The sequence below is a fragment of the Steroidobacter agaridevorans genome (genome assembly GCF_009932555.1).
GTDB lineage: Bacteria > Pseudomonadota > Gammaproteobacteria > Steroidobacterales > Steroidobacteraceae > Steroidobacter > Steroidobacter agaridevorans.
Map to the genome: position 1 here is coordinate 232,069 of NZ_BLJO01000009.1, position 11,765 is coordinate 243,833.

An 11,765-nucleotide genomic window follows, 5' to 3' on the forward strand; every position below is an offset into this window, starting at 1 on the left:
CATGGAGATTTCTCTCGACGTTCCTTTCGTACTTGGCGTTCTCGCCGAGGAGCACTCGCGTGCGCAGGATGAAATTCGCGATGCCGGCGTCGTCCGCGCGTATGAAAACTCTCGCCAGCGCCACGACGCCCGGATCGCATCAGCGCCCGATCTGAGCACGCTCGCTTGTCGGGCTGGTTGTACGTGGTGCTGTCACTTCAGCGTCGACGTTCGCGCGGTTGAGGTCTTCAGCATTCTGGATTTCGTTGAGCGTTCTCTGCCCGCTGAAGAACAGGCCCGCATTTACGCCGAAGTGCGCGCAAACAGCGTAGCGCTGCAGGGCATGGACGACATGGAGCGCATGCGACGCAACGTCAAATGTCCCTTCCTCAGCGCCGGCCGCTGCTCCATCTACGAAGCCCGCCCCCAAACGTGCCGCAACTATCACGCGACGGACGTGGCTGGCTGTCAGCAGTCTTATGAAGACCCGGACAACCTGGACATCGACCCCGAATTCGCGCCGATGGTGTACCAATCCGGCGGCGCGCACGTCGACGCATTCACCCGCGCGATGCGGGAAGCCGGTTACGACACCAATGTGTATGAAATGAACTGCGCGCTCGATACCGCGTTATCTGAGCCGGATGCACGCAAACGATTCGAACAGAAGCGCGCGCCGTTCAAGAAACTCGCCGGCGACGATGTGCCCGGCGAGTTTGAAGACCTGGCTGACTAGCGCACTTAGTCCAGCACCCTGATCCATCGCATCTTGCAATTCCCGCCGGTGTCCACAAACGTGTCATCGAGACTGATTTGAACCTGGCGGCCGGCCATGTGTGCCGCTAGCGCAGCGGCATACGCCTCGGCGTCCGGCAGTTTTATTATCACCTTATTGGTGTTGGGATCCACGTAACAAGCGCCCGCGGTAGTTACGCCGTTCAGGAGGACATAACGAAACTTGCCCCACAAGGTTTCGTCCGAAGTCCCGACCGCGTAGATCGACGCTGTAAATTCGTGATAGGCAGCGTGAGCAGCGGGTCCCGCGAGGGTGGCGGCGAGAGCACTAAGCACCAGGAGGCCTGACTTGTTTTTCTTCATAAGTTCCTATGAATCCCCAGAACCACGCCAATTCCGTTTCGCGTTGGCGCACATTAATGCTTGCGATAACTTACATTCCAGAACAGAAACTGTGAATAAAAAATGCCGCGATGCGCGCCAAATCAGGGTTTCTCCTAACCCGTCGGGTGCCGAGCGATAGCCGACGCTCTCACTCGCCCGCCATCGTCAACAAGCTCGCATTCCCACCGACCGCGGCGGTATTGATCGTCACCGTCTGCTCGGTCGCAAACCGATGCAAATAGTACGGGCCGCCCGCCTTCGGGCCCGTACCAGACAGGCCTCGACCGCCGAACGGCTGCACGCCGACGACCGCCCCGATCATGTTCCGATTCACATAAACATTCCCCGCGCGAACGCGCGAGGCAATGTAGCGAGCCGTCGCGTCGACACGGGTATGCACGCCGAGGGTCAATCCGAAGCCCGTTGCGTTCACCGCGTCGATGACTTTGTCGAGCTTGTGCGCCTGATACCGAATCAAGTGAACGATCGGCCCGAACACCTCTCCCGTCAGCTGCGAAAGCGCCTCGATCTCCACCGCCGCCGGGGCAAAGAACGTTCCCTGTTCATGCTCGGGCTTCAGCTTATAAGCATGACTCCAGCGCGCCTTGCGCGTGATCTTCTCTGTGTGAGTCCGAAGCATCTCGCACGATGGGGGATCGATCACCGGGCCGACGTCCGTCGTCAGCAGCATCGGATCGCCGAGGGTCAGCTCCTCCATGTACCCCGCGAGCAACTCGGCAACACGATCGGCAATCTCCTCCTGCACATACAGCGCCCGCAGCGCCGAGCATCGCTGGCCCGCGCTGTTGAAGCTGGATTGCACGACATCGAACACGACCTGCTCGGGCAGCGCCGAGCTGTCGACGATCATGGCGTTCTGACCGCCGGTCTCCGCGATCAGCACCGGAATCACGCCCTCTCGATTCGCCAGCGAGCGATCAATCAACTTCGCCGTCTCGGTCGAGCCCGTAAAGGCCACGCCGGCCACACGTGGATCCGCGACGATGCGTGAACCGACGGTAGCGCCATCGCCCGGCAACAGATGCAAGACGTCCGGCGGCACGCCTGCCTCCAACAATATCTGCACCGCTCGGGTCGCGATCAGCGGCGTTTGTTCTGCGGGCTTCGCGAGCACGGAATTCCCGGCCGCGAGCGCAGCCGCGATCTGCCCCGTGAAAATCGCGAGTGGAAAATTCCACGGGCTGATACAACAGAACACGCCGCGCCCGCGCAGCTTCAACTCATTGCTCTCGCCCGTCGGCCCCGGCAAGCGCACGCCAGCGCCAAATTCATTCCTCGCCCGGTCCGCGTAGTAGCGCAAGAAATCGACCGCCTCGCGCACTTCCGAAATACTGTCCGGAATCGTGCGCCCGCCTTCTCGCACGCAATATGCGATCAACTCCGGCATGCGCTCTTCGTAAAGATCCGCAGCATGCTCCAAGATTTCAGCGCGCTCGCTCGCGGATACCCCATCCCACTCCACCTGCGCAGGGACCGCGGCCGCGAGCGCTTTATCGACTAGCGCTATGTCCGCCTCCCGCACGGTACCGATGACTTCGGTGCGATTCGAAGGATTCCGCACCTCAGTGCCGCGCGCCTCATGCAACTCACCTTTGACGATCGGCCCACCGACCCAGCGCTGCTGAGCCGCTTGTTTGATCTTCGCGAGCAGCGGCTCTCGCTCCGCCGGATCGGCCAGATTGACGCCCAGGGAATTCAATCGCGACGAGCCATACAACATCCGCGGCAGCGGAATCCGCGGATGCGAGATCTGCTTCAAAGCGTCCACGTCGACCACGGGATCGCGAACGATATCCGCAACCTCATGCTCCTCATCGACGATGCGATTGACGAACGAAGTGTTGGCGCCATTCTCGAGCAGCCGCCGCACCAGGTACGGCAGCAGGTCTTCGTGCGAACCGACCGGCGCATACACTCGACAGGGAATCCCAAGCTTGTGCTCCCCGACGATCTGCTCGTAGAGCTCCTCGCCCATGCCATGCAGACGCTGGAACTCGAACTTCCGCCCCGCCTCCCCCGCCAGCTCGATGATGGTCGCGACCGTCTGCGCATTGTGGGTGGCGAACTGCGGATAGATCTCCGCCCCCGACGCAATCAACTCCCGGGCGCAGGCGATGTATGAAACATCCGTATTCATCTTCCGAGTGAACACCGGGTAACCCGACAACCCTCGCTCCTGAGCGCGTTTGACTTCGCTATCCCAATACGCGCCCTTCACCAGACGGACGTTCAAACGCCGCCCGCTCGACTGCGCGAACTCCTTCAGCCAGCGAATCACGTCGATCGCACGCTTTTGATACGCCTGCACGGCCAGCCCGAATCCATCCCAGCCCTGCAGCTCCTTCGAGCGAGCGACGTACTCGATGAGCTCCAGCGACAGCTCGAGCCGCTCCGCCTCCTCCGCATCCACCGTCAACGGAATGTTGACTGCCTTCGCCGCAACCGCCAGCTCATGCAACCGGGGCGCGAGCTCCTTGAGCACCCGCTCTCGTTGCGAGAACTCGTAGCGCGGAAACAGCGCCGACAATTTCACCGAAATGCTCGGCGACGCTTCGATGGCGGCAACCTTGCTCGAATGTGCGCCGATCTGCTGAATCGCCTCGTGATACGCCTTCAGATAGCGCATGGCGTCCCAGGTGGTCAGCGCCGACTCACCCAGCATGTCGAACGAATGGCGGTACAGCTTGCTTTCGGCACTGACGGAGCGGTCCAGCGCCTCTTCGATGGTGCGTCCCATGACGAATTGATGCCCCATGATGCGCATGGCCTGGCGGAACGCGCCTCGTAACACGGGCTCACCGATGCGGCCTGCAATACGCGCAAGTACGCCGCGAGGATCGTGCATGTCGGCATCGCTCGGCCGCACGATGCGGCCGGTGAGCATCAAGCCCCAGGTGGACGCGTTGACGAACAGCGATTCGGCGTCGCTCAAGTGCGAAGCCCAATCGCCCGCCGCGATCTTGTCCGCGATCAAACGATCGGCGGTCGCATCGTCGGGGATGCGCAGCAGTGCTTCGGCGAGGCACATCAGGATAACGCCCTCCTGCGACGACAAGTCGTACTTGCGCAGGAAAGCATCGAGCCCGGTGCGGCGAGCTTGATAATTGCGCACGCCCTCCACCAGAGCTTGCGCGCGGCTCGCAATCTTGGCGCGCTGTCCGTCCGACACCCTTGCAGCTTCCGCCAGCCTGCGGACGATCTGTTCTTCATCGCCGAGATAGTTCCGGTTGATGGCGTCGGCGATGGGCCGCCGAGCATCGGTGCGCTGCTGGGACGACATCATGGTTTATTTCTTTCCGTGGGAAAGCAGGGTATACACAAGGCAATGCGGCGCAGGCTGTACGTAGATGGCGACAGCTGACAGACTACTATGCGCTTGAATTCGCGCACGGGAACTCAATTCTCCACGGACGATTGCACTTGTAGGAAGCCTGACGGGAGAGTTGCGTGAGCCAGGAAACAACCGTCGTCACCGCGGATACGTTCATGACCGAAGTGGTCGAGACATCGGCGCGCGTGCCGGTGCTGGTCGACTTCTGGGCGCCGTGGTGCGGGCCGTGTAAACAGCTCATGCCCATCCTCGACCGCCTGGTCGAGGAATACGGCGGGCGGTTCCGCCTCGCCAAGGTCAACACCGACGAGCAACAGGATCTGGCGCAGCAGCTCGGCATCCGCAGCCTGCCGACCGTCGTGCTGTTCAAGGACCGTAACTCGGTGGATCACTTCGTCGGCGTCGTGCCGGAGGCGCAAATCCGGCGCTTGCTCGACAAGCATTTGCCGACCAGCTCCGATGCACCGTTGGAGCGCGCCCAGGCGCTCAAGGCCAAGGGTGACTTCTCTGGCGCGCGCGCCCTCATCGAAAGCGCCCTGGCGACCGATCGCGAGAACATTACTTATCTGACCGAGCTGGCCGAGCTGCGGGCGTTGGACGGCGATCTCGAAGGCGCACGCACCGAACTGGAGCGCTTGAAAGGCATTGAGCCGAATCACTCGGCGGTGAAGCGCCTGGCCGCGTTACTCAGTTTCAGCGATATCGTCGCCGCCTATCCCGATGTCCGCTCGTTGCGTGAGCGAGCGGCGACCCATACCGGCGATCTCGACTTGCGTCATGCACTGGCTGTGCATCAGCTCTTGGGCGGCGATGTCGAGCCGGCCCTGCAAACCTGGCTCGAGATGATGCGCAACCATCGCACCCATAAAGACGACCTGGCACGGCGCAGCCTGCTGCAGGCATTCGAACTGATCGGCGACGCAGATCCCATCGTCTCGCGCACCCGCAAAGAAATGGCGCGCTTGTTGTTCTAGAAATCTCAGCCTGAAACGCGCGCCGTCTCCTGCAATTGCTCCGAGGTTGCGGTTCCCAGATACGCCCGGATCAACAGGCGCGTCACATAGATCAATGGGATGAGCAGGAACGCCATCAGCAGCTTATAGGCGTAGTTCACGCTGGCCACCGCCAGGAACAGCGACATCGGCCACTTCTGCGGGCCGATCACGAAAGCGATGTAGAGCACGACGAAGCTGTCGACCAGCTGTGACACCGCCGTCGAGCCGGTGGCGCGCAACCAGATCCAACGCTCGCCGGTCAGCATGCGAATGCGATGAAACACCGCCACGTCGATCAACTGTCCCACCAGGAACGCCGTGACCGAGCCCGCGATCGTCCACATGCCCTGCCCGAAGATATTGCTGAAGGCCGCCTGCATATCCGGCACGCCGCGCTCGCTGTTGACCGCGACCCAGAAGCCCGCGGGCGTCAACGAGATGGCCATGTACGCCGCGAGAAAGCCGTAGACGATCAGTACGACCGTCAACCAGGAAATGAAACGCACGCCGCGCGTGCCGAAATATTCGTTGATGATGTCGGTCATCAGAAACACGAACGGCCACAACAGCACGCCGCTGGTGAACGACAGCGAGCCGCTCTGCCCGAACAGATTCCAGTTCAACGGCTCCAGCCCGAGCGTCGGCTCCAGCGCGAAGATTTTCACGCCGACGAACTCGGCGATCACCGCGTTACAGACCAGGAAGGCCGCGAGCACGATGAACAGCTTGGCGGCCCGGTTTTCGATGGGATGTCCGATCGCGGCCGTTGCGGCCAGGCCGAGTGCTTGCGAGCCCGGGCCAACTGCCGGCAGCCGGGCAGAGTCTGGAGATGAAACCAAGGTTCACCAGGTGCGATTACAGTTTCGGATCTGTACGAGTATGCACCACTCCGCGGGCCGCCTGGGCATGCTGCTCCCGCGTGAACCGGTTATGCTTCAGTTCTTTCCGTACAGTTCTACAAAGTCATGGTCCAGATCACGGGGCTCAATATCTATCCGGTCAAATCGTGTCGCGGTATTGCGCTCTCACAGGCGCGCCTGACGGAGACCGGGTTCGAGCATGACCGCGAGTGGCTGGTCATCACGCCCGAAGGCCGCTTTCTTACCCAGCGCGAACGGCCGCAACTGGCGCAGATCGAGACCGCGCTCAGCGACGGTCAATTGGTCCTGCGCAAGCCGAACGGCGCCGATCTGAGCCTGCCGCTGAACCTGACCGGGCCCGAGCTGGAAGTCACGATCTGGCGCGACAAGGCTGCTGCCTTCGATGCCGGCGATGCGGCCGCGACCTGGCTCACCGAGCATCTCGGCAAGCCGGCGCGACTCGTGCGCTTCGATAAGCGCCACAAGCGGGCGAGCAACATGCAGTGGACCGGGGGCGTCGAGGCGCTCACTCAATTCGCCGACGGCTATCCCTGGCTGTTGATCTCGCAGGGTTCGCTGGAGGAATTGAACCGCCGCATGACGACGCCGCTGCCGATGAATCGCTTCCGTCCCAACATCGTGGTCGACGGCCTGCCGCCGTTCGGCGAAGACAGCGTCGATGAGTTCGTCGCGGGCGACGTGCGGCTGAAAGTGGTCAAGCCCTGCGATCGCTGCGTGATCACGACCACCGATCAGATCACCGGCGAGCGCAACAGCGACGAGCCGCTCAAGGCACTGAAGGAATTCCGCTTCGATCGCAATCTGCGCGGCGTGCTGTTCGGTCAGAACATGATCCTGACCGGCGGCGTGGGCAAGGAATTGAAGGTGGGTCAGCAGTTCGAAGTGACTGCCGGCACGAGCAAAGCCAGTATCGGCTGAACTACTCGCCGTACTCGCGAGTCACTGCGCGCGACAGCAGGCGCAGTGTCTGGGTTTCCCAGCCGAAGCGGGCCTCGGCAGCGGAATCTTCGCCGACCGCGCTCTGTACGGCGGCGACGTGGGGAGCGACGCGACGGATCACCGTGCTCTCCCAATCTTCACGCACCAGCGTCTTCTCGGGATCCTCGTCTTCCAACTCGGGGTCGATCAGCACCGGACGAGGAATCTCGACGGTGGCTTCGGGATCGTGGTCGCGCTCGGTTGTCATAATCTTCGACACTCTTCGGCTCGGACGACCCCGGCACCCTATCCACTTCCGCCAATGCGGTCGTGAGCGGCGGATCACAAGGTCGTCATCTCAGTGAAACTCGCGTGCGAAGTCGCGGGACCGCGCACGCTTTGTAGCTAATGCGCGGCGCCGAGGCCAGGTTCCGCTGTACGGGTTACAGTCGGGTGACAACCATGCGAATTGCCTGCCAACGACCTTAATAGCCAGACAATTGAGCGAATCGATCGGTGTGGTAGTACTGATCGCCGAAAGTCTCCGCGGCGGCGCGCGCGCGCTTCATGAAGAAACCGATGTCGAATTCGTCGGTCATACCAATGCCGCCGTGCATCTGCACAGCTTCGTTGGTGGCGATGCGCGCCACATCGCTGGCCTTCGCCTTCGCCAGGCACACCAGCGATGAAGCTGTCGGCTCCTGCGCATCCAGCGCCTGCAGAGTTCGCAGCACCACCGAACGCACCAACTCGATCTCGCAGAACAAGTGCGCTGCGCGATGTTGGAGCGATTGGAACGTGCCGATCTTGACGCCGAACTGCTCACGCTCGCGCAAGTAGGTCAACGTGCGCTCGAAGGCTTCCTCCGCGACGCCCAACAACTCCGCCGACAATACAGCGCGACCGGCATCGAACACGGCGTCCAGGACAATTGCGCCTTTGTCGAATGTGCCGATCACATCGGCATCGGTGACCGGCACATCGCGCAAATCGATAGTCGCGCTATTGCGACTGTCGACCATCGACGAGCGCGTGATGGTGACGCCGTTCGCCTTCGGATCGACCAGGAATAGCGTGATGCCATCGCGTGCGCCGATATCGCCCGAGGTGCGCGCGCTGACAATCAAGCGATCGGCGATGTGGCCATCGAGCACGTGCAGCTTGCGACCGCTCAGCTTGTACTTGCCGGTGCAGCGAGTGGCGACGTGATAGGGCGTGTGACGCACGCATTCGTCGCTGGCAAATGCAAGCAACAGGTCGCCGCCGGCAATGGCAGGCAGCAATGTTTCTTTCTGCGCCTGCGTGCCGCCTCGAAGCAACGCGGTTACCGCCAGCACTGCGCTCGACAGCAGCGGCGTCGAGCTGAGATTGCGTCCGATCTCGGCTGCGATCAAGCCGGCGCCCACAAAGCCGAATCCGACGCCGCTAAATTCCTCGGGCACGAGCACGCCGGCCCAACCCATCTCGGCCATTTCCTTCCACACATCGCGACTGAAGCCGACCGGGTCGACATCGTCGCGCAGCTTGCGCAGTTGCGAGACGGGCGCACGCTCGGCGGCGAACCGCTTCGCGGCGTCACGAAACATCAGTTGATCGTCGGTGAGTACCAGAGTCATGAGCTGCTCCTGATCACGCGCCCGGCAGGCGCAGCACGTTCTTGGCGATGATGTTGAGCTGGATTTCGGACGTGCCGCCCTCGATGGAGTTGGCCTTGGTCCGGAGCCACATCGCCGCCAGCTGTTCTTCGCTATGAGAGTCGCCGAACTTCAAGCCTTCGCTGCCGGTCACGGACATGGTCAGCTCGGCGCGCCGCTTGTTGAGCTCGGTGCCGTAGTACTTGAGCATCGATGACATCGCGCCGGTCTCGTTGCCCGCCTTCGCTTCGTCGGTGACGCGATTCATGGTGAGTGCGAATGCGAGCGCATCCATCTCGAAGCGAGCGATATCGGTACGCAACGCGGTCTCGGCGAGACGGCCTGCGGCGAGACCGATGTTCTTGATCGCAAGCTGACTGAGCGGCGTGACCCGCTGCGTGCCCATGCCGCCGATCATGTTGCGCTCGTGCGTGAGCAGATACTTCGCGATGGTCCAGCCTTTGTTCAATTCGCCGAGCAGGTTTTCCTTCGGCACTTTGACGTTGTCGAAGAAGGTCTGCGTGAACGGCGAGTAGCCGGAGATCAGGCGGATCGGGCTGGTGGTCACACCCGGCGATTCCATGTCGAACAGCACGAAGCTGATGCCTTCCTGTTTCTTGCCGGTGAAGCCGGTGCGGACCAGGCAGAAGATCCAGTCCGCCTTGTCGCCATAGCTGGTCCAGATCTTCGAACCGTTGACGACGAAGTGATCGCCGTGATCGTCGGCGCGCGTTTTCAACGACGCAAGATCGGAACCGGCGCCGGGCTCCGAATAACCCTGGCACCAGCGAATCTCGCCGCGCACGATCTTCGGGATGTGCTCGCTCTTCTGTTTCTCGTTGCCGTACTTCAGCAACGCGGGGCCGAGCATGGAGATACCGAAAGACGTGAGCGGCGGACGGCACTTCAACGCAGCCATTTCCTCACGCAGCACGCGTGCTTCGTCTTTGCTCAGCCCGCCACCGCCGTACTGCTTCGGCCATTCCGGCACCGTCCAGCCACGCTCCGCCATCTTCTGCAGCCACACGCGCTGCGCGTCGTTCTTGAACTTGGCGCGCCGGCCGCCCCAGCAAATATCGTATTCGTCGACGACGGGCTGACGCATTTCGGGCGGGCAATTGGCTTCCAGCCACGCGCGGGTGTCGCGGCGGAATGCCTCCAGCGTCTGATCTGAATTCAGTTGTGCGGACACGTTAGTCTCCCTGGCGCGTCATTGCGCGACCGGCGGCAGCGAAGCCCTTGGCATGCTCACCATACTTGATGGCGCGTTGATCGGCGGCATTGCCCTGCAATGCGCGCGCGTACACGCCCTGAGTGATCGCAGCCATGCGGAAATATGCAAACGACAAAAAGAACGGCCAGTCGGCGATGCGCTCGCGGCCGGAGAACTTGCAATACCAGCTCAAGAATTCCTGCTCGTCCGGAATGCCGAGCGCGGCGATGTCGACGCCGGCGAGCCCGCCGCTGCCCGTATCGCTCGGCGGAATGCGATAGAACATGCAGGCGTAGGCCAGGTCGCTCAGCGGGTGGCCGAGCGTCGCCAGCTCCCAATCCAACACCGCGATGATGCGCGGCTCGGTGGGATGCAGAATCGTATTGCCGATCCGATAGTCGCCATGAACGATCGCGGTCTCGTCGTTCGCCGGCAGATGCGCCGCGAGCCAGGCCATCAGCTCGTTCATGTCGGCGTTCTCTTCGGTCTTCGACGCCAGATATTGTTTGCTCCAACGATCCAGCTGGCGCGCCACGTAACCTTCGGGCTTGCCGAAATCCGCCAGTCCGCAAGCTTTGTAATCGACCGAATGCAGCTTGGCCGCGATGCGTGCGTAGTCGGTGTAAATCGCACGACGTTCCGGCGGAGTCAGATTCGGCAAATGCACGCCCGTGATCACGCGGCCCTCGACGTGATCCATCACATAAAACGGCGTGCCGATGATGCTCGAGTCCTCGCACAGCACGCGCGCACGCGGCACCGGTACTTCCGTATCGGGCAGAGCGCGCAGGATGCGATATTCACGTTCGATCAAATGCGCCGACGGCAGCAGCTTGCCCGGCGGTTTCTTCCGCAGGACGAACTTCTTGGTGGGGGTCTGGATCAAATACGTCGGGTTGGATTGCCCGCCTTGAAACTGACGCAGCTGCGCCGGCTGCGAGAAATCATCCAGATGCTGTTGCAGGTACTGCCACAAGGCCGCTTCGTCGAAACGGTGCTGCGGCAGGACGTCGATCAGAGAAACGTCTGACTGTGGTGCGGGCCCCGGCATTGCTCATCGTCTCCCTGGTTCGGCCCGTCATTGTATGCGCCAGCACTCCCTGCTGAAACTGCGCGTACGTGCAGAATTGCTAGTGTCGTGAACTGTACCGCTGTGTGAAATAAATCTCACACTGGCGCGGGCGCTCAGAGTGAAATCGTCATCGCGCCGAACACGACGCCGAGATCCACGCCTCGCCCCGTGCCGCTCAGCGCCAATGAAACTTCGCCCTTGGTCATCACCTGCGCGCCCGCCGATTTGATCACGCCCGCGTGCGCTTCGGCTGCAACATAAGTGCCGAGCAGCTGCGCGGTGCTGCCGACGGCGGAGAATCTGCCCTGGCCATTCTCGATCGACGACTTGCCGATCGTGAGCCCGCCGCCTTTCGCCGACAGCTTCACCTTCAACGACTGCCCGTTGTCGCAGTCGATCGTGCCGCGGCCATCGGCCGTCTTGTAGAACGCCGACCAGCCCTGCATGCTGAACTTCAGGGTGCAGCGGACGTTGGCTTCGGCCGAAGCCGGCATCGGGCCGGCGCCAACCAGCGCCAGCAGGGATCCGAGCATGAACCTGCGAAGCATGCGCCCTCCCTTCTCGATTCGTTGGTGCTGATGGAGCGCGGTACCTCCTCTTAT

11 protein-coding genes are annotated in these 11,765 nt (G+C 62.0%); 3 read left to right on the top strand and 8 right to left on the bottom strand.

The annotated features are described in order from the left end of the window. Nucleotide 1 precedes the first annotated feature (1 nt). On the top strand, nt 2-715 hold the full coding sequence (locus GYH35_RS28895; protein ID WP_161830245.1) for a YkgJ family cysteine cluster protein: 714 nt from the start codon (nt 2-4) through the stop codon (nt 713-715). A 5-nt stretch (nt 716-720) separates the two neighbouring features. Here the strand turns inward: GYH35_RS28895 and GYH35_RS28900 are convergent, their stop codons facing one another. Beyond that, nucleotides 721-1,077, bottom strand: coding sequence for a hypothetical protein (locus tag GYH35_RS28900; RefSeq protein WP_161816043.1), 357 nt, complete (start codon nt 1,075-1,077; stop codon nt 721-723). A 169-nt stretch (nt 1,078-1,246) separates the two neighbouring features. Next, nucleotides 1,247-4,402 carry a bifunctional proline dehydrogenase/L-glutamate gamma-semialdehyde dehydrogenase PutA gene (gene putA / locus GYH35_RS28905; RefSeq protein WP_202624822.1) on the bottom strand — a complete coding sequence of 1,052 codons (3,156 nt, stop codon included), beginning with the start codon at nt 4,400-4,402 and terminating at the stop codon, nt 1,247-1,249. A 164-nt stretch (nt 4,403-4,566) separates the two neighbouring features. On the opposite strand from putA, the gene trxA reads away from it, so the two are divergent. Continuing rightward, a complete protein-coding gene (trxA, locus tag GYH35_RS28910) occupies nt 4,567-5,424 on the top strand; it encodes a thioredoxin (protein ID WP_161816044.1) in 858 nt (285 codons plus the stop codon). Nucleotides 5,425-5,429: 5 nt separating this feature from the next. On the opposite strand, the gene GYH35_RS28915 is transcribed toward trxA, so the two are convergent. Beyond that, on the bottom strand, nt 5,430-6,221 hold the full coding sequence (locus GYH35_RS28915; protein WP_407700233.1) for a queuosine precursor transporter: 792 nt from the start codon (nt 6,219-6,221) through the stop codon (nt 5,430-5,432). A 189-nt stretch (nt 6,222-6,410) separates the two neighbouring features. Between GYH35_RS28915 and GYH35_RS28920 the strand changes: the two genes are divergently transcribed. Then, on the top strand, nt 6,411-7,244 hold the full coding sequence (locus tag GYH35_RS28920) for an MOSC domain-containing protein (protein WP_161816045.1): 834 nt from the start codon (nt 6,411-6,413) through the stop codon (nt 7,242-7,244). Between the two features lies 1 nt (nt 7,245). Here the strand turns inward: GYH35_RS28920 and GYH35_RS28925 are convergent, their stop codons facing one another. The 5 genes from GYH35_RS28925 to GYH35_RS28945 form a co-directional block, all read right to left on the bottom strand. Further along, nucleotides 7,246-7,512 (bottom strand): hypothetical protein, encoded by a 267-nt coding sequence (locus tag GYH35_RS28925; RefSeq protein ID WP_161816046.1) that lies wholly within the window; start codon nt 7,510-7,512, stop codon nt 7,246-7,248. Between the two features lie 217 nt (nt 7,513-7,729). After that, nucleotides 7,730-8,860 carry an acyl-CoA dehydrogenase family protein gene (locus tag GYH35_RS28930; RefSeq protein WP_161830246.1) on the bottom strand — a complete coding sequence of 377 codons (1,131 nt, stop codon included), beginning with the start codon at nt 8,858-8,860 and terminating at the stop codon, nt 7,730-7,732. Between the two features lie 13 nt (nt 8,861-8,873). Next, nucleotides 8,874-10,070, bottom strand: a complete 1,197-nt coding sequence (locus GYH35_RS28935; RefSeq protein WP_202624826.1) for an acyl-CoA dehydrogenase family protein — start codon at nt 10,068-10,070, stop codon at nt 8,874-8,876. A 1-nt stretch (nt 10,071) separates the two neighbouring features. Further along, nucleotides 10,072-11,142: a phosphotransferase gene (locus tag GYH35_RS28940; protein WP_161830247.1), complete on the bottom strand. Its 1,071-nt coding sequence runs from the start codon at nt 11,140-11,142 to the stop codon at nt 10,072-10,074. Between the two features lie 134 nt (nt 11,143-11,276). After that, entirely contained in the window at nt 11,277-11,711 is a 435-nt protein-coding gene (locus GYH35_RS28945) for a hypothetical protein (RefSeq protein WP_161816049.1), read from the bottom strand. Nucleotides 11,712-11,765: the final 54 nt, after the last annotated feature.

What these genes read in the sequence shown, in the direction of transcription:
- GYH35_RS28895 (WP_161830245.1), top strand. Translation starts at nt 2, where the DNA reads ATGGAGATTTCTCTCGACGTTCCTTTCGTACTTGGCGTTCTCGCCGAG.
- GYH35_RS28900 (WP_161816043.1), bottom strand. Translation starts at nt 1,077, where the DNA reads ATGAAGAAAAACAAGTCAGGCCTCCTGGTGCTTAGTGCTCTCGCCGCC.
- putA (WP_202624822.1), bottom strand. Translation starts at nt 4,402, where the DNA reads ATGATGTCGTCCCAGCAGCGCACCGATGCTCGGCGGCCCATCGCCGAC.
- GYH35_RS28920 (WP_161816045.1), top strand. Translation starts at nt 6,411, where the DNA reads ATGGTCCAGATCACGGGGCTCAATATCTATCCGGTCAAATCGTGTCGC.
- GYH35_RS28925 (WP_161816046.1), bottom strand. Translation starts at nt 7,512, where the DNA reads ATGACAACCGAGCGCGACCACGATCCCGAAGCCACCGTCGAGATTCCT.
- GYH35_RS28930 (WP_161830246.1), bottom strand. Translation starts at nt 8,860, where the DNA reads ATGACTCTGGTACTCACCGACGATCAACTGATGTTTCGTGACGCCGCG.
- GYH35_RS28940 (WP_161830247.1), bottom strand. Translation starts at nt 11,142, where the DNA reads ATGCCGGGGCCCGCACCACAGTCAGACGTTTCTCTGATCGACGTCCTG.
- GYH35_RS28945 (WP_161816049.1), bottom strand. Translation starts at nt 11,711, where the DNA reads ATGCTTCGCAGGTTCATGCTCGGATCCCTGCTGGCGCTGGTTGGCGCC.